Annotated in this window: 16 protein-coding genes and 1 tRNA gene; 10 read left to right on the forward strand and 7 right to left on the reverse strand. The window is 35.8% G+C overall.

Annotated features, from left to right (window positions below; translation table 11 throughout):
* Window positions 1–20 precede the first annotated feature (20 nt).
* Window positions 21–1,670, forward strand: a complete 1,650-nt coding sequence (locus F6U93_RS03670) for a M1 family metallopeptidase (protein ID WP_150936951.1) — start codon at window positions 21–23, stop codon at window positions 1,668–1,670.
* 2 nt (window positions 1,671–1,672) lie between these two features.
* Window positions 1,673–2,239: a YdeI/OmpD-associated family protein gene (locus F6U93_RS03675; protein WP_150936953.1), complete on the forward strand. Its 567-nt coding sequence runs from the start codon at window positions 1,673–1,675 to the stop codon at window positions 2,237–2,239.
* A 131-nt stretch (window positions 2,240–2,370) separates the two neighbouring features.
* Here F6U93_RS03675 and F6U93_RS03680 read toward each other — a convergent pair whose 3' ends face one another.
* On the reverse strand, window positions 2,371–2,781 hold the full coding sequence (locus F6U93_RS03680) for a DUF4293 domain-containing protein (RefSeq protein ID WP_150936955.1): 411 nt from the start codon (window positions 2,779–2,781) through the stop codon (window positions 2,371–2,373).
* A gap of 184 nt (window positions 2,782–2,965) precedes the next feature.
* On the opposite strand from F6U93_RS03680, the gene rho reads away from it, so the two are divergent.
* Together rho and F6U93_RS03690 are read left to right on the forward strand one after the other, a co-directional pair.
* The gene (gene rho, locus F6U93_RS03685; protein ID WP_150936957.1) at window positions 2,966–4,660 is read left to right on the forward strand and encodes a transcription termination factor Rho; all 1,695 of its coding nucleotides are present in this window, start codon (window positions 2,966–2,968) and stop codon (window positions 4,658–4,660) included.
* Window positions 4,661–4,816: 156 nt separating this feature from the next.
* A complete protein-coding gene (locus tag F6U93_RS03690; protein WP_150936959.1) occupies window positions 4,817–5,509 on the forward strand; it encodes a carboxylesterase family protein in 693 nt (230 codons plus the stop codon).
* A 92-nt stretch (window positions 5,510–5,601) separates the two neighbouring features.
* Here the strand turns inward: F6U93_RS03690 and F6U93_RS03695 are convergent, their stop codons facing one another.
* The 4 genes from F6U93_RS03695 to proS form a co-directional block, all read right to left on the reverse strand.
* Entirely contained in the window at window positions 5,602–5,985 is a 384-nt protein-coding gene (locus F6U93_RS03695) for a hypothetical protein (RefSeq protein WP_150936961.1), read from the reverse strand.
* A 193-nt stretch (window positions 5,986–6,178) separates the two neighbouring features.
* Entirely contained in the window at window positions 6,179–6,430 is a 252-nt protein-coding gene (rpsT, locus tag F6U93_RS03700; protein WP_150936963.1) for a 30S ribosomal protein S20, read from the reverse strand.
* A 23-nt stretch (window positions 6,431–6,453) separates the two neighbouring features.
* Window positions 6,454–6,525: transfer RNA gene (locus F6U93_RS03705), tRNA-Glu, on the reverse strand.
* Between the two features lie 198 nt (window positions 6,526–6,723).
* Window positions 6,724–8,202: a proline--tRNA ligase gene (gene proS, locus F6U93_RS03710; RefSeq protein ID WP_150936966.1), complete on the reverse strand. Its 1,479-nt coding sequence runs from the start codon at window positions 8,200–8,202 to the stop codon at window positions 6,724–6,726.
* Window positions 8,203–8,301: 99 nt separating this feature from the next.
* Here proS and F6U93_RS03715 point away from each other — a divergent pair, with 99 nt between their 5' ends.
* The 5 genes from F6U93_RS03715 to yidD all read left to right on the forward strand — a co-directional run bounded on the left by F6U93_RS03715 (window position 8,302) and on the right by yidD (window position 13,877).
* Window positions 8,302–9,393 carry a hypothetical protein gene (locus F6U93_RS03715; RefSeq protein ID WP_150936968.1) on the forward strand — a complete coding sequence of 364 codons (1,092 nt, stop codon included), beginning with the start codon at window positions 8,302–8,304 and terminating at the stop codon, window positions 9,391–9,393.
* Window positions 9,394–9,487: 94 nt separating this feature from the next.
* A complete protein-coding gene (locus tag F6U93_RS03720) occupies window positions 9,488–11,035 on the forward strand; it encodes an OmpP1/FadL family transporter (RefSeq protein WP_150936970.1) in 1,548 nt (515 codons plus the stop codon).
* 238 nt (window positions 11,036–11,273) lie between these two features.
* Entirely contained in the window at window positions 11,274–11,951 is a 678-nt protein-coding gene (folE, locus tag F6U93_RS03725; protein WP_150936972.1) for a GTP cyclohydrolase I FolE, read from the forward strand.
* Window positions 11,952–12,012: 61 nt separating this feature from the next.
* A complete protein-coding gene (gene cysS, locus F6U93_RS03730; RefSeq protein ID WP_150936974.1) occupies window positions 12,013–13,494 on the forward strand; it encodes a cysteine--tRNA ligase in 1,482 nt (493 codons plus the stop codon).
* A gap of 158 nt (window positions 13,495–13,652) precedes the next feature.
* Window positions 13,653–13,877 carry a membrane protein insertion efficiency factor YidD gene (gene yidD / locus F6U93_RS03735; protein WP_150936977.1) on the forward strand — a complete coding sequence of 75 codons (225 nt, stop codon included), beginning with the start codon at window positions 13,653–13,655 and terminating at the stop codon, window positions 13,875–13,877.
* A gap of 102 nt (window positions 13,878–13,979) precedes the next feature.
* Here the strand turns inward: yidD and F6U93_RS03740 are convergent, their stop codons facing one another.
* A complete protein-coding gene (locus F6U93_RS03740) occupies window positions 13,980–15,440 on the reverse strand; it encodes an aminoacyl-histidine dipeptidase (protein ID WP_150936979.1) in 1,461 nt (486 codons plus the stop codon).
* A 153-nt stretch (window positions 15,441–15,593) separates the two neighbouring features.
* Here F6U93_RS03740 and F6U93_RS03745 point away from each other — a divergent pair, with 153 nt between their 5' ends.
* On the forward strand, window positions 15,594–16,661 hold the full coding sequence (locus F6U93_RS03745; RefSeq protein WP_150936981.1) for a DUF3810 domain-containing protein: 1,068 nt from the start codon (window positions 15,594–15,596) through the stop codon (window positions 16,659–16,661).
* 1 nt (window position 16,662) lies between these two features.
* Here the strand turns inward: F6U93_RS03745 and F6U93_RS03750 are convergent, their stop codons facing one another.
* Window positions 16,663–17,457 carry a DUF6503 family protein gene (locus F6U93_RS03750; RefSeq protein ID WP_150936983.1) on the reverse strand — a complete coding sequence of 265 codons (795 nt, stop codon included), beginning with the start codon at window positions 17,455–17,457 and terminating at the stop codon, window positions 16,663–16,665.

Here is a 17,457-nt window from a genome sequence, read left to right on the forward strand (position 1 = left end):
TTTCCCTATAAATTCTCATAATGTATCATTACCGTTTTTGCTTCGCGTTACTATTTACTTTAACTACAATTATTTCCGCGGAAGCGCAAAGTTTATTTTCAGAAAATCATAACTTTTCTAGACAGGACACTTTAAGAGGCAGTATTACGCCTGAACGCTCTTGGTGGGATTTAACATACTATCATTTAGATATCAAGGTTAAGCCAGACACCCAGTTCATTTCCGGAAAGAACACGATACAATATAAAGTTTTAGAGGAAAATAAAGTCCTGCAAATAGACTTACAGCAGCCTTTAAAAATCACGAAAGTGGTGCAAGACAACCAAGAATTGGCTGTAAAACATGAAGGAAACGCACATTTTATCCGTTTAAAAACCAATCAAGATATTGGAAGCGTACAAAACCTTGAGGTCTATTATGAAGGCCAGCCTAAAAAAGCAAAAAACGCCCCATGGGACGGTGGATTCTCGTGGAAAAAGGATAAAAACGGAAATGACTTTATAGCAACGTCGTGTCAAGGTTTAGGTGCTAGCGTTTGGTGGCCATGTAAAGATCATATGTATGATGAGGTCGATAGTATGCTCATAAGCGTTAACGTGCCAAAAGATTTAGTAGATGTCTCAAACGGTAGACTTAGAAGTGTTGAAAAACACGCAGATTCTAAAACCTACTCTTGGTTTGTTGAAAACCCTATTAACAACTATGGCGTAAACGTAAATATTGGTGATTATATCCATTTTCATGAAGTATATGATGGCATAAAAGGCAAACTCGACATGGACTACTACGTCTTAAGAGGCAACCTTGAAAAGGCTAAAACGCATTTTAAAGATGCTCCAAAAATGATGAAAGCCTTTGAACATTGGTTTGGCCCCTATCCTTTTTATGAAGATGGCTATAAACTGGTTGAAGTACCTTATTTGGGCATGGAGCATCAAAGCTCTGTAACTTATGGTAATCAATATAAGCAAGGTTATTTGGGCAGTGACTTGTCAAGAACTGGTTGGGGTCTAAAGTTTGATTTTATTATTATTCACGAGTCTGGACACGAATGGTTTGCCAACAACATCACAAACAAAGACATTGCAGACATGTGGATTCACGAGAGTTTTACAGCCTATTCTGAAAGTTTATTTCTAGATTATTATTACGGAAAAAAAGCGGCTTCTGAATATGTTATAGGCACCAGACGAACCATTTTAAACGACAAGCCCATGATTGGGCACTACAATGTTAACAATGAAGGCTCTGGGGATATGTACTACAAAGGAGCTAACATGCTCCATACTTTAAGGCAGCTTATTGAGGATGATGAAAAATGGCGTAAGATTCTCGTAGGCATGAACAAAACATTCTATCACCAAACAGTTACCTCAGCTCAAATCGAGAATTATATCAGTAAAAATTCAGGGATTGATTTAACAGATTTCTTTAATCAATATTTAAGAACTATTAAGATTCCTAGTTTAGAATATACAGTGTCAAATAATGTTCTAAAATACCGCTGGTCAAATGTGGTTGCCAGCTTTGACATGCCTATACAAGTAAAAATAAACGATGTAGAACAATGGATTTACCCGAATTCGCAATGGAAAACTATAAAAAATGAACATAAGATTTCAACTTTTGAACTAGACAATGATTTTTATGTAACTTCAAAAAAGATCTAACCATGGAAGATCCTATCGAACTACATTTTGAACGCGACACCGATTGGTACGACTGGCTTCTTAAAAATCATAATAAAGAAAAAAGTGTTTACTTAATCTTTTATAAGCTTGAAACAAATAGACCAACCATGCGCTGGGAAGAGGCTGTAAAAGTAGCTTTGTGTTTCGGCTGGATAGATTCTAAAGTTCAAAGTTTAGGTGATGGTAAACGCCGACAATATTTTTCACCTAGAAAAGCAAACAGTAACTGGAGCGCTCTAAACAAAAAATATATTGATGAGTTAATTGCGACAAACTTAATGCAAGAATCGGGCTATAAAAGCATTCAAATTGCTAAAAAATCGGGGACGTGGACTGCTATGGATGCTATTGAAAAAGGTATCGTTCCAAATGCTTTACAAGATGCTTTTAATCAAAACCCAAAAGCTTTTGAAAACTTCAATAACTTTGCAAAAAGTTATAAAAAATCATATCTCACCTATTTGAATAGTGCCAAACGTGAAGCCACCCAATTAAAAAGAATCAATGAAATTGTAAAGCTCTGCGAAGCAAATAAAAAAATGAGATAAGGGTTGAAAGTATGGTATGCTTTTAAAAAATGAAGTCACGCTAAACGATGTCTTATAGCGCAAAATAAAACATAAAAAAACCCAAGATCTTCACCTTGGGTTTACGCACTAATACTACTAAGATGTTAGGTTTAACGCAATCGATCTACAGATTTCACGAGATCTTCATCCTTCTTGATGGCCTTATTGGCTAGGGCCAAAAACACGATAGAAACAATAGGGAGAAGCATCCCAATACCTTTCTCAGAAACCGCCGTTTCTCCAGATAAATTTAGAGATAAATACACAAAAAATCCTAATAAAAAAAAGTTTAATATGATGTTAAGTCGTCCCAACATAAATTGTGACTTCCTATTTTTGTAACGTAGAATAGATACAATTGAAAACAATGCTGATGTTAAAAAAGCGATATACTCGTATGTCGTATCATTAATAAATACTTTCACTCCTTCTGGAGTTGTGTATAATTCAAACATGAAAATTAGGCCACCAGAAACAATGGCTGCCAGCAATAGATAGATAGTTTGAATGCGTTGTATCATTTGATTTTATAAAACTAGACCGCAAAAATAAAAGAATTAATGCAAAAAAATAAAATAAAGTCGTATAATTGCAGTAATAATTCTCAACAGTCGCAAATACAAGCGATTAAATCTTCAGAATAAACTCATATTTTTCAGAATTACTCAAGTAAGTGTTCAAATCAACATATTCAATTAAACATCAATGTTTGAAATTTCACAATTAAAAGAAAAAAAACTCGCTGATTTACAGGAGATTGCAAAAAAACTGAATGTTCCTAAGTTTCGTTCATTAAAAAAATTAGATCTAGTATATCAAATATTAGACCAGCAAGCTGCAGATCCTAAAGCAGTTAAAGCAGCGGTAACTCCCTCTGAATCCTCTGAACCTGCTCGAGCAACAGAAGAAAAGGAAACAAAAGCAGCAACAAAACCTGCTCCAAGAAAACCTAGACAGCGTGTTCAAAAACCTGCTAGAAATACAACTCCAAAAACAGAAGATCAAACTGTTAATACTCCGGCTAAAGCCGAAGTACCAAAAACAGAAGCTTCTCAAGCTGAAGCCCCTAAAAAAGTACCAGCTCCAAAGGAAGCTCCTAAAAAGGAAAGCACGCCAAAACAAAAAAGTCAAAACGACGGCCCTAAAAAGCCAAACCCAAGACCTCAGAATAATCAAAATAATAACCAGAACAGCAACAAAAACCAACAACGCAATCAAAAAAACGGCAATGTTGAAAAAGGTAACAAAGACAACCGTAACCGTTACCGTGAGCCTGATTATGAATTTGATGCTATTATTGAAAGTGAAGGTGTTTTAGACATCATGCAAGATGGCTATGGATTTTTACGTTCTTCTGATTACAACTATTTATCATCACCAGATGATATTTATGTATCACAATCTCAAATTAGATTATTTGGATTAAAAACAGGCGATACGGTTTTAGGACATGTGCGTCCACCAAAAGAAGGTGAAAAATATTTCCCTTTAATTAAAGTAAGTAAGATTAATGGTCAGAGTCCGAATGTCGTAAGAGACCGTGTGTCTTTTGAACATTTAACGCCATTATTTCCTCAAGAGAAATTTAATATCGCTGAAAAACAAAGTACGATTTCAACTCGAATCATGGATTTGTTTGCACCTATTGGTAAAGGACAACGTGGTATGATTGTATCACAACCAAAAACAGGTAAAACCATGTTACTTAAGGATGTTGCCAATGCTATTGCAGCCAACCATCCTGAAGTTTACCAAATGATTTTACTTATTGATGAGCGTCCTGAAGAGGTAACAGACATGCAACGTAATGTACGTGGTGAAGTTATTGCTTCTACTTTCGACAAAGAAGCACATGAGCACGTTAAAATTGCTAATATCGTACTTGAAAAGGCAAAACGTTTAGTTGAATGTGGCCATGACGTTGTTATCCTATTAGATTCTATCACACGTTTAGCCCGTGCCTACAATACGGTACAACCAGCCTCTGGTAAAATATTAAGTGGTGGTGTTGATGCTAATGCACTCCACAAACCAAAACGTTTCTTTGGTGCAGCACGTAATATTGAAAATGGTGGTTCATTAACCATTATTGCTACAGCACTGACCGAAACAGGCTCTAAAATGGACGAGGTGATTTTTGAAGAATTTAAAGGAACCGGTAACATGGAGCTTCAGTTAGATAGAAAAATTTCTAACCGTAGAATTTTCCCTGCTATTGATTTAACCTCATCAAGTACACGTCGCGATGATATTTTATTAGACGACACTACCGTACAGCGTATGTGGGTGATGCGTAAGTATCTTGCAGACATGAATCCTGTTGAAGCCATGGAATTCATCAATGAGCGCTTCAAACAAACAAAAAATAATGAAGAGTTTTTAATTTCTATGAACGGATAAGAACTTAAACATACTATTTAAAAGCCTTAACATATTTTGTTGAGGCTTTTTTTGTATCAATAAGTGATTAGTAACTTCTTAAAAAAGCATGAAATTCAAGTTAAAATTAGTAATTTGAAAACTCGTAATACAAAAGTTCTACAAACCTTACAATTCATGAATTATAAATCGTTGTTCTTATTATTAATTATATTTTTTACAGGAAAAAGCTTTGCGCAACTTCAGCCTTATACAACGGAAGCTAACACCCAAGAAATTTACCAATACCTCTTATACACACCAAATAAGAAGCAAGAACAGTACCCATTAGTGGTTTCATTACATGGAGGTGCAAACAGTGATACCGATCTTAATATTGTAAAAATACATGGCATTCCAAAACGAATAGCTGAAGGCAAAGATTTTCCTTTTTATGTATTTGCACCTTTAAATCCGAATAAAAAAGGCTTATGGAACGGCAGACAAATTCACCAAATGGTGATGAAGTTAGCCGACTCCTTACCTATTGATAAAAAACGTATCTATTTAACAGGGCTTAGCCGTGGTGGTGAAGGCATATGGCGTGTGGCTGTAAATCATCCAGACACTTATGCTGCGATGCTTTCGGTTTGCGCTGCAGATATTCCTATGATTTATATAAAATGGGCTAAAAACCTGCCCGTATGGTTTTTTCATGGAGAAAAAGACGCTGTGGTTCCTGTAGAACAAACTAAAGATGCTTATAAGATCTTAAAGAAACTCAATCCGAAAACAAAACTCACCATATATCCGCATGCCACTCACGACAGTTGGACAGAAACTTATAATAATGAAGCGGTTTACTCTTGGTTATTGGAACAACACTTATAAACAAGAAACTTTCATTTAGATATAATAAAAAAGCCCTAACATCAAGTGTTAAGGCTTTTTTTATTATTTTGAAAAACGCTTAGATTCTAAAATTAGTAATCTAATAGTAACGCTTTGTATGCTTTTAGGTCAGCAATATTCGTTTTATTCTTTAAGTTTCTAGTTAAAGAAATCACATATTTAAGACTTTCTACAGGATCTACAACCGCTGCCGTTTCTTCAGCGTCAATAATAGTTTCTCCATTTTCGTCTAAAATCTCATCATCATCTTCTGGCATTGGAATAAAGAATGAACCGTTTTCTTCTATATGCTCGTAAGCGTACCTTAGCACTTTTACAACAAGAGGGGCCTCCTCTTCTATCGCATAGGTTCTTAATGCTTTAATATCGCTTATTAACGTATCAGTATTGATTCCAGTGTTATCAAGGTCTTCTAGAATCTTATCAATTAATTTGATTGCTTTTGTATTTTCCAAAGAGGTAATATTATGTGAGTTATTAACTTTTTACAGATGCAAATTTATAGTATTAAAACAAAACATACTTACTTTTATATGCTTTTTTTACACCGACTTTGGTATGAAATATACTTAACTAAAGTGCATAAAAAAAGCTTCTCATTTCTGAGAAGCTTTTAAATATTTTAAAATCTTAAGTCGAACTTACTTATTAAAGTGCTGCAACGTGTTTTGCTAAACCAGATTTAAGGTTAGCTGCTTTGTTAGCATGAATAACGTTTTTCTTCGCTAATTTATCTAACATAGACACTACAGAAGGATATAAAGCCTCAGCTTCTTTCTTATCTGTTAACTCACGTAATTTTTTGATAGCATTACGCGTAGTCTTGTGCTTATACTTGTTAGTTAAGCGCTTCGCTTCGTTACTTCTTATTCTTTTTAATGCTGACTTATGATTTGCCATTTTCTTTTCTTATTAAAATATTGTAGCCCGTAGGGGAATCGAACCCCTCTTACCAGGATGAAAACCTGGCGTCCTAGCCGATAGACGAACGGGCCATTTGTTTTTTTGAGTTTGCAAAGATAAACTTAATTTACTAATCTGCAACTTAAATTTTACTTTTTTTTATCTCAATGCTTTCAAATAACATACAATGTTTTCCATTGCGGGTGCAAATTTACAACTTATTTTCACTTTTACAAGCACTAAATAAACTTTTTTTAAAAAAAATTATTTAGTGCTTGCTTTTTCATTGATTAATAAGCTTTTGCGAATAACACACGTTGTGCAGAAGGTTTCCCTGAATACACGCATACACCTGGTTCTACTGGTCCTTCTAAAGGAACACACCTAATTGTGGCCTTTGTGATTTCCTTAATTTTATCTTCTGTTTCTGTTGTACCATCCCAGTGTGCCGAGATAAAACCTGTTTTATTTTCTAAAACGTCTTTAAATTCTTCAAAAGAATTAACTTCTGTAATATGACTATCTCTAAAATCTAGAGCTTTATTAAATAAGGTGTCTTGTATTTCCTTTAATAAGTTTTCTATGGTTTCGGTTAAATTGTTTAAATCAACCACTTGCTTGCTTAGTGTGTCACGACGAGCAAGCTCTACTGTTCCATTAGCTAAATCTTTTGGCCCGATTGCAATTCGTAACGGTACACCTTGTAATTCATGCTGAGCAAATTTTGCTCCTGGCCTATGTGTATCACGGTTATCAAATTTAACCGTAATGTGCTTCGCTCTTAAATCGGTTAAAATGCTATTTGCGACTTCCGTGATGTTATTTAAATCTTCTTCACTCTTATATATAGGAACAATAACCACTTGGTTTGGTGCTAAACTTGGCGGTAACACTAATCCGTGATCATCACTATGTGTCATAATCAAAGCCCCCATGAGTCGCGTAGAAACACCCCATGACGTTGCCCAGACGTGATCTTGTTTTCCTTCTTTATTAGCGAACTTAACATCAAATGCTTTAGCAAAATTCTGACCTAAGAAATGTGATGTTCCAGCCTGTAAGGCTTTCCCATCTTGCATTAAGGCTTCAATACAATAAGTTTCATCAGCTCCAGCAAAACGTTCACTTTCTGTTTTTAATCCTTGTATAACAGGAATAGCCATAAACTTCTCAGCAAACGTAGCATAGACATTATTCATTAACGCCGCTTCGTCTAAGGCTTCTTTTTTAGTCGCGTGAGCTGTATGACCTTCTTGCCACAAAAACTCAGCTGTTCTTAAAAATAAGCGTGTACGCATTTCCCAACGTACCACATTAGCCCATTGGTTTATTAATAAAGGTAAATCTCTATAAGATTGTACCCATCCTCTAAAAGTATTCCAGATAATCGCCTCACTAGTTGGTCTTACTACCAGCTCCTCCTCCAATTTAGCTTCTGGATCTACGCGTAGCTTCCCTGGTTTATCAGGGTCATTTTGTAATCTATAATGGGTAACAACAGCACATTCTTTTGCAAAACCTTCTGCATTTTTTTCTTCAGCTTCAAACAAGCTTTTAGGTACAAGTAAAGGAAAGTAAGCGTTTTGATGCCCCGTTTCTTTAAACATACGATCTAATTCTGCTTGCATCTTTTCCCAAATAGCATAACCGTAAGGCTTAATAACCATACAACCCCTAACTGCCGAATTCTCAGCTAGATCAGCCTTGACAACCAATTCGTTATACCATTTTGAATAATCTTGCGCTCTACTAGTAAGTTTTTTGCTCATATCGTTTTTTTGGCACAAATGTTGTACCTCTGTTAAATATAAAAATAGTTCAGCAAAACTAACTATTTTTGTGATGTTCAACAATTAAAATAAACAGATATGCAATTAATTAAATCCTTACAGAGAAAAGCACCATTAGTAAGCCTCCTAGGTTTACTCCTAGTACTGAGTTCTTGTGGTTCCTACGAGTATGTTAGCGCGAGCAATGATGGGATTTATGCCGGATCTGTAGCGCAAACACAACAACAATACCAAGAAACACCTAATGATAATAACTATTATACGAATTACTTCAAGACCAAATCTATAGAATCTGAAAACTTCATAGAAGACCCTGCTATTTTTACCGATATTGATTCATACGAAAACTCTGCTTATACAGAAAATGATTCCATTGTTGATAATTATGAAGGTTATGCAGGCTGGGGCCAAAACAACAGCTCTGTTACCATTAATTATATTGATAATGGTTGGAATAACTGGGGCTGGGGTTATGCTGGTTGGGGTTACGGTTATGGAGGCTGGGGTTACGCTGGCTGGGGCTATCCAGGATACGGTTGGGGCTACCCTGGTTATGCATGGGGCTATCCAGGTTATGGCTGGGGTTACCCAGGATACGGTTGGGGCTACCCTTACTACGGTGGTGGTTATTACCGTTACAACAACAGATACTCAGCGTATAGCGCCACAAGAAGAGGTAGTTATAGAGGTTATGGAAACACTTATGCCAATAACCGAAGAAGCTCTTATTCAAGAAACAACGTAAATGCTGGAAACACAACACGTCGTAGTTCTGCAAGCACCAATAGAGGAACAACTTCTAAATACAACACCACAAGAAGAACCAGTGGCAATACCGTGACTAGAAATTCGCAAGGCACAACCACTAGAAGAAGTTATACAACTAATAGAAACCCATCTCAAACTGGAGTAACAAGAAGAACAACGACATCAAATACACCTTCAAATAATTCAACGAGAAGGTCAGCTTCTTCTAACACTAGAAAAAGCACGAGTACGGTATATAAACAGCCTACAAGTCGTTCAAGTTCAAACTATAACAACAACCGATCTTCATCAAAAAGTTCAAGTTACACACCAAGTTCAAGTTCGCGATCTAGCGGATCATCAATGCGATCATCTGGAGGTAGCAGCAGAGGTTCTTCATCTGGAGGCGGTAGAAGACGTTAATATTAAAACCTCATAAAAAACATAACCAAATAAGTTGATAATCACCTCAATTTATTTGGTTATTTAATTCCCTAAAACAATTAATACGATACACATGAAAAAGTTATATTTCCTATTCATAAGCGCATTGTCATTATCGACCGTATATGCCCAAGATATCACTGATGCCTTGAGGTATTCACAAAACGAAATTCAAGGTACTGCTCGATTTAGAGCCATGAGCGGTGCATTTGGAGCTTTAGGCGGTGATTTAAGTGCTGTAAGTTTAAATCCAGCCGGTTCTGCGGTGTTCAGTAACAGTCACATTTCCTTCACCGGAACCTTTAACAACAAAAAAAACGAAACAAGTTATTTTAATGGTCTGACAAACACCGATGAATCTTGTTTCGGAATTAATCAAGGGGGTGCTGCTTTTATATTTGTAAATAGAAATTCGAGTTCGCCTTGGACTAAATTTGCCATGTCCCTTAACTACGAACGCACCAATAACTTTAATGATTTCTGGCAAGCAAGAGGAACCAACACCAATGACGATGGTAATTTCACGAATTCTATCGCTAGCTTTTTTTATGACTATGCTCAAGGGCAAAGACTCGCCGATATTTCAACATTACCTAACGAATCTATTGACCAAGCCTACAGAGCCATTGGAAACAGTTTTGGTTACGGAAATCAACAAGCATTTTTAGGTTATGAATCCTTTATATTAGACCCAGAATTTGACGATGACGATAACACCACTTATTTTTCTAATGTTGCTTCTGGGGATTTCGATCATAAATACACTTATTTAGCAACAGGCTATAACGGCAAAATGAGTTTTAATTTTTCAACGCAATATGAAGATAAATTTTCTTTAGGTGTAAACTTCAACTCTCATTTTATCAATTATGAACGCTCAACCGTTTTAATAGAAGACAATAACAATGTAGGTTCTACAGTAAATCACATTGATTTTGAAAACAGCCTACTTACAACTGGTGCTGGTTTTTCTTTTCAATTGGGAGGTATTTTTAACATCACTCAAAACCTTAGAGCTGGCGTTGTTTACGACTCCCCTACATGGTATTCTATTGATGAAGAAACGACACAATACATCAATACCGTAAGAGATGATGCTGGAACAACCATATCTCAAACGGTTGATCCACACATTGTAAATATATATCCAAGATACCAACTTCAAAGTCCGGGGAAAATAACAGGAAGTTTGGCCTATATTATTGGAAAGCGCGGACTAATAAGTTTCGATTATTCTAATCAGAATTTTGGAAACACCGAATTTAAACCAACACACGACCCTGATTTTGCTGATCAAAACATTTACATGAGTAACGCTTTAACTCATGTTTCAACATATCGTATTGGTGCAGAATTTAGAGTGGTTAATCAATTGAGTTTACGTGGTGGTTACCGGTACGAAGACAGTCCCTATATAGATGATAACGTCATGAGTGAGTTACAAGGCTTCTCCGCTGGTATCGGCTATAACTACGGAAACATGAGATTAGACCTAACTTACGACCAAGCTTCAAGGTCATACCAAAACAATCTTTATAATCTAAATGGTGGCGGTTCACCTTTCGCTTCAATCGATAGAACAAATCAAAATGTAACACTATCTATTGGCTTCAGTATTTAGAGATTTTTAACTGAAAAAATATATTAATAATACTGCTGTAATTATTTGAATCGTTTTCAGACTAAAACAAAAAATTAATAATTCATCAACATCAAGTATAACAAAACGGAATTGCTTACCTTTGCAAACTAATTTTTGAAATATTAATCATACACCATTCAAACGCAACACTCTTATAAACAAAGAACTAGCAAATGAATGAATTTTATGATTGTTGAAAAATAATAGATTTTAACAGATGAAATTTGATAGTAATTTAGACGATTTTGACGCCTTAGGAGAAGAACATATTGGTACTTCTGAAGATACGCCAATGCGAAATGATGCTTTTAAACTGTCTAATGAAGAGAAAATAGACATTATAAAAGATGATGTGCGTCACATCATGGAAACTTTAGGTTTAGATTTAACAGATGATAGTTTAAGTGGCACGCCAAACCGTGTTGCGAAAATGTTTGTTAAAGAAATTTTTGGTGGCTTAGACCCTAGCAAAAAGCCTAGCGCTTCAACTTTCGACAATAAATACAAATATGGTGAGATGCTTGTTGAAAAGAACATTACCGTTTATTCAACCTGCGAGCACCACTTACTACCTATAGTTGGTAGAGCACATATTGCATACATTTCAAACGGAACCGTTGTTGGCCTCTCTAAAATGAACCGTATTGTCGATTACTTTGCAAAACGACCACAAGTACAAGAGCGTTTAACCATTCAAGTGGTAAGAGAACTTCAAGATGTTTTAAACACAAAGGATGTGGCTTGCGTGATTGATGCGAAGCACCTTTGCGTAAACTCTAGAGGTATTAGAGACATTGAAAGCAGTACGGTGACTTCAGAATTTGGAGGAAAATTCAAAGACATGGCGACACGTCGCGAATTTTTGGATTACATCAAGCTCGATACTAAGTTTTAAAGTCATTTTGTAATTTACTTTATTAAGTCATAAACGACTCACAACATACGCTTAAACCACTATGCAACTTTATAAAGACCAACCTATCAAAATTTACAATTCGCTAAGCGGAAAAAAAGAAACCTTTAAACCTATAAACGAAGGCCATATTGGCATGTATGTTTGTGGGCCTACCGTTTACAGCAATGTTCACCTAGGTAATGTAAGGACTTTTATGTCTTTTGATATGATTTTTCGCTACTTAAAGCATTTAGGTTATAAAGTACGCTACGTTAGAAATATTACCGATGCTGGTCATTTAGAAAATGATGCTGATGCCGGTGAAGATAAAATCACGAAAAAAGCACGTTTAGAACAAATTGAACCTATGGAAGTAGTACAACGCTACACCGTAGATTTTCATAACATTCTAAACACCTTTAACTTTTTACCACCAAGTATTGAACCTACAGCTACTGGACATATTATTGAGCAAATTGAATTAATCAAAAACATCATTGATAATGGTTTTGCCTACGAAGTGAACGGTTCTGTTTATTTTGATGTTCATAAGTTTAATGAAACAAACGAATATGGTAAATTAAGTAAGCGTAAACTTGATGATTTAATTCACAATACACGTGCGCTTGATGGTCAAAGTGATAAAAAAAACCCGCAAGATTTCGCCCTTTGGAAAAAAGCCGAACCGCAACATATTATGCGCTGGCCTTCACCATGGAGCGATGGTTTCCCTGGATGGCATTTAGAGTGTACCGCTATGAGTACCAAGTACCTTGGTGAGCAATTTGATATTCACGGTGGCGGTATGGATTTAAAATTTCCACACCACGAATGTGAGATTGCACAAAATGAAGCTGCTCTAGGAAAATCACCAGTAAATTATTGGATGCACGCCAACATGTTAGAGCTTAACGGGCAACGCATGTCTAAATCTACTGGAAACACGGTAAATCCAGACGAGTTACTTTCTGGAGACAACAAATTTTTTAGCAAAGCTTATGCACCTAGTGTGATTCGTTTCTTTATAGCGCAATCATCTTATCGCAGCGTGCTAGATTTAACTGATGACGGTTTACTAGCCAGTGAAAAAGGCTTTAATCGTCTTATGGAGGCCCTTAATATTCTAAACAACCTACAAGCCTCAAAAACGTCTTCTTTAGATATTTCAGCATGGAAACAGAAATGTTACGATGCCATGAATGACGATTTCAATTCACCTATTTTAATCGCTCATTTATTTGAAGCCGCTAAATATATCAATCAAATTAAAGAAGGTGTAGAAACACTAACTGCTGATGACCTAAACCTACTGAAAGACACCTTAAACAGTTTTGTTTTTGAAGTTTTAGGTTTAGAAAACACGGCAAATAGCAATTCTGGCACTGATAAACTTTCAGGAGCTGTTGATGTTTTAATCAAATTGAGACAAGAAGCTAGAGCGAACAAAGATTTTGCTTTATCTGATAAAATTCGTGATGAATTAGCCGAAGTTGGTATTCAGCTTAAAGATGGTAAAGACGGGACTTCGTTTTCTGTGAATTAATTTCCAGCCTAATTCACGTCAACCTGAATTCATTTCAGGTTCGCATAACATAGCACCCACAACTTGGTGAGATTCTGAAACACCCGCCTGCGGTCGGCAGGAGTTCAGAATATCGAAACGGAATTAAAGAAGTTTCCTAAATTCGAAAGAATAAAAAAATGCTTAAAAAACTACTGATAGCACCGTTTTTGTTTTTGATAAAAGTGTATCAAACATTGATATCGCCATTAACGCCCGCAACCTGTAGGTACCAACCCACTTGTTCACATTACGCTAATGAGGCCTTAACAAAACACGGATTTTTAAAAGGTGGATGGCTGGCAATAAAACGTATTTTTAGTTGTCACCCATGGGGCGGTTCAGGGTATGATCCGGTTCCTTGATTTTGTAGATTTGTTGAATCGTTTAACCGTTTAACCGCAAAGTCGTAAAAATTTGATGAAATCAAATTTTTACGCATAACTCCTTAACTCCTAAAAAACAAACTAACGCACAGGAATCTCCTTCAAAATTTCCAATACAAACTTCCAATATTTTTGAACAGAAGAAATTTGAGCACGTTCATCTGGAGAGTGCGCCCCTTTAATTGTTGGTCCGAAACTAATCATATCCATGTTTGGATAATTTTGCCCCAGAATACCACACTCTAAACCAGCGTGGCAAGCAGCAACATGAGCTTTTTCACCATTTAAATTCTCATAAATTTTATCCATAACTTTTAAAATTGCAGAATCCATATTTGGAGTCCAACCAGGATAATCACCAGAAACCTCAACCTCACAGCCCGTTAATTCAAAAGTTGCTCGTAACGTATTTGCCAAGTCATTTTTAGAGCTTTCTACCGAAGAGCGTGTTAAGCAGCCAATATGTATGTCTCCATCTTTAACAATAATTCGTGCAATATTATTAGAGGTTTCAACCAATCCAGGAATATCAGCACTCATTCGGTATACGCCATTAACAGCAGCATAAATAGCACGTGTTAAACCTTCTTGCACTCCTAAATCCATAATGTGCTCAGGTGTTTCACATTTCACCACCTCAATCACCAAATCTGGCTCCATGGTTTTAAGTTCTTTTTGTATGGTATTGGTGATAAGCGCCATTTCCATAATAAAAGCACCTTCGTGAATGGCATCAATAGCCACAATAGCATGACTTTCGCGAGGAATAGCATTACGTAGGCTTCCTCCATTTATTTCAGATATTCTCAATCCGAAATTCTCAAAACCATCAAACAATACACGGTTCATGATTTTATTGGCATTTCCTAAACCTTCATGAATTTGCATTCCTGAGTGCCCGCCTTGAAGTCCTTTTACAGTAATTTCATATCCGATTTTAAACTCAGGTGTTTCTTCTAAATTGTAGTTTCGAGTTGCAGTCACATCAACACCACCGGCACAACCAACACCAATTTCATCATCTTCTTCGGTATCTAAATTTAATAAGATGCCTCCAGACAGCAACCCACCTTTTAGGCCCATAGCTCCTGTCATTCCCGTTTCTTCATCAATGGTAAACAAGGCTTCAATAGCAGGATGTTGAATCGTATCACTTTCTAAAATCGCCATTATAGTGGCAACCCCAAGTCCATTGTCAGCTCCTAAAGTAGTGCCTTTAGCACGTACCCAATCGCCATCCACATACATCTCAATCCCTTGCGTGTCGAAATCAAAATTGGTATCGTTATTTTTTTGATGTACCATATCTAAATGGGATTGCATCACGATGGTTGTTCTGTTTTCCATCCCTGAACTTGCAGGCTTTTTAATAATCACATTGCCAACTTCATCAACAAGAGTTTCTAAGCCTAAGTTTTCTCCGAAATTTTTCATGAAAGCAATAACACGCGCTTCCTTTTTTGAAGGTCGTGGTACGGCGTTTAAATCTGCAAATTTATTCCAAAGGGCTTGTGGTTCTAATTGTCTAACTTCTGTGCTCATCTTGTAATTATTTTATCGATCAAAGATAGAAAAAATGCGCGCACCTAAACTTGAAATCATAAACCGATTCTTTAAGATTTAACAAAGTTTAACCTTCTTATAATCTTTCAGAATTCTAAAATTTATAACTCCATTTTTTTAGTATTTTTGATCATGCTCCAAAACAAAAAAACACTTTTAGCCTTAACTTTAATACCGCAAATTATAGGCATTAGAATACTTTCTAATTATCCTGAATTTGTAGAACGTTATTACAGCAACGGCATCTATCCCATAGTTTCAAAATTATTTCGATATGTTTTAGGCTGGTTACCATTTTCATTTGGTGATTTCATTTATGCATTCACTATTGTCTTTGGCCTCCGCTGGCTTATATTGAACAGAAAACGCTTAAGGCTAGATACCAAAAACTGGTTTATTGATGTTTTTGCTTCTTTGTCTATCTTTTACTTTGTTTTTCACTTATTTTGGGGACTGAATTACTACCGTTTACCTTTACATAAAAGCTTAAACCTTTCGCACGACTATTCTACAGAGCAGCTTATTGCTTTCACTAAAAAATTAATTGAGAAGTCTAATACCGTGCATCTAGAAATCACAGAAAACGATAGTTTAAAAGTAGATATGCCTTTTAGCAAATCTGAAATTCTTACAATGGCTCCTGAGGGCTACAAAAACTTAAAAAAAACGTTCCCTCATTTAGAATATCATCCTAAAAGCGTAAAGAAATCATTATTTAGCTATCCACTCACTTACATGGGGTTTAGTGGGTATTTGAATCCGTTTACAAACGAAGCTCAAGTTGATGGCTTAATTCCAATCTATAAATTATCAACCACCACAACTCATGAAATTGCCCATCAACTAGGCTATGCTGCAGAAAACGAAGCCAATTTCATAGGCAGTATGGCTGCCATTAAGCATGATGATATTTATATCAGATATACTGGCTACACTTTTGGGTTACGTTTCTGTTTAAATGAAATTTACAGACGAGATCCTGATTTATACGAAACTATGGCTAAAACAGTAAACCCAGGAATCTTCAAAAACTACAAAGAGGTTCGTGAATTTTGGGAAAAACACCAAAATCCTGCCGAACCTCTTTTTAAATCTTTTTATAATGGTTTTTTAAAAGCGAACAAACAAAGCAAGGGGATGCAAAGTTATAATTATGTGGTAGCGCTTTTAGTTAACTATTATGAAGAAAATAACTTATAATTTACTCAACTAACTGAGCATCTTCAGGCATTTCAAAAATATCCTGATTTGCTTGTTCTTTGGTTAATTTCACATTAAAAAAGTTGTTTTCACTATGTACTGTTGTTGGTAAATTGTTTTCGTATTCATACCTAACAATAATTTTTGGCAATAACAAGCCATTAAATTCTTCCCATTCACTATATTTTCTAAAGTGCCATTCTTTAGCTTTTTCTTGACTAAAAAACGTAACAGTATAACCTAACCACTCCATTTTATATGTGTCAGGGTTGTAGTAGAGTGCATATTCATCTTCTGGCGACTCCCCTACACCACTTTCGTAGCCTACTTTAATACCTGGGTATGTTTTACCTTCAAAAACCAAAGGCTCAATATCACCATAAACAATGCCATCATCAGCCAAAATAAAAGGCATAGCGTAGAAATAAGACATTAAGTTATAATAGAATTTAGGTTTTCCTTTATATTCAGCGTCTCCTTTATTTTGTAACCAAACTTGTTTTCCGTCGTAACCAAGCTTATGATCTGGCGTTTCTACTAAAGATTTTCTGTTCCATAAATCGGTTGAAGTCACCTCATCAACACCATTTTTTTGCATGCTAAACTCTAAAAAGCGCATCTTTTTCCATTGGTCTAATCCGCCATGAGCTTCAAATACTTTCTCTAAGGCTTCTGGGTAATTACTTTCAACAACCTCTTCAGTTTTGGTGGTTTCTGGAGCTACAACTGTTTCTTTTTTAGCATCTTTACAAGAAAACATAGAGACAGCAATAAACAAATAAATAAAATTTTTCAT

Source organism: Pseudotamlana haliotis (assembly GCF_008806375.1).
In the GTDB taxonomy this organism is placed as follows: domain Bacteria; phylum Bacteroidota; class Bacteroidia; order Flavobacteriales; family Flavobacteriaceae; genus Pseudotamlana; species Pseudotamlana haliotis.

Bases quoted from the DNA above. Each gene is read 5' to 3' on its own strand.
- F6U93_RS03720 (WP_150936970.1), top strand. From the start codon at position 9,488: ATGAAAAAGTTATATTTCCTATTCATAAGCGCATTGTCATTATCGACC.
- F6U93_RS03690 (WP_150936959.1), top strand. From the start codon at position 4,817: ATGAATTATAAATCGTTGTTCTTATTATTAATTATATTTTTTACAGGA.
- proS (WP_150936966.1), bottom strand. From the start codon at position 8,202: ATGAGCAAAAAACTTACTAGTAGAGCGCAAGATTATTCAAAATGGTAT.
- cysS (WP_150936974.1), top strand. From the start codon at position 12,013: ATGCAACTTTATAAAGACCAACCTATCAAAATTTACAATTCGCTAAGC.
- F6U93_RS03675 (WP_150936953.1), top strand. From the start codon at position 1,673: ATGGAAGATCCTATCGAACTACATTTTGAACGCGACACCGATTGGTAC.
- F6U93_RS03750 (WP_150936983.1), bottom strand. From the start codon at position 17,457: ATGAAAAATTTTATTTATTTGTTTATTGCTGTCTCTATGTTTTCTTGT.
- F6U93_RS03670 (WP_150936951.1), top strand. From the start codon at position 21: ATGTATCATTACCGTTTTTGCTTCGCGTTACTATTTACTTTAACTACA.
- F6U93_RS03715 (WP_150936968.1), top strand. From the start codon at position 8,302: ATGCAATTAATTAAATCCTTACAGAGAAAAGCACCATTAGTAAGCCTC.
- rho (WP_150936957.1), top strand. From the start codon at position 2,966: ATGTTTGAAATTTCACAATTAAAAGAAAAAAAACTCGCTGATTTACAG.
- folE (WP_150936972.1), top strand. From the start codon at position 11,274: ATGAAATTTGATAGTAATTTAGACGATTTTGACGCCTTAGGAGAAGAA.
- F6U93_RS03740 (WP_150936979.1), bottom strand. From the start codon at position 15,440: ATGAGCACAGAAGTTAGACAATTAGAACCACAAGCCCTTTGGAATAAA.
- yidD (WP_150936977.1), top strand. From the start codon at position 13,653: ATGCTTAAAAAACTACTGATAGCACCGTTTTTGTTTTTGATAAAAGTG.
- F6U93_RS03680 (WP_150936955.1), bottom strand. From the start codon at position 2,781: ATGATACAACGCATTCAAACTATCTATCTATTGCTGGCAGCCATTGTT.
- F6U93_RS03745 (WP_150936981.1), top strand. From the start codon at position 15,594: ATGCTCCAAAACAAAAAAACACTTTTAGCCTTAACTTTAATACCGCAA.
- rpsT (WP_150936963.1), bottom strand. From the start codon at position 6,430: ATGGCAAATCATAAGTCAGCATTAAAAAGAATAAGAAGTAACGAAGCG.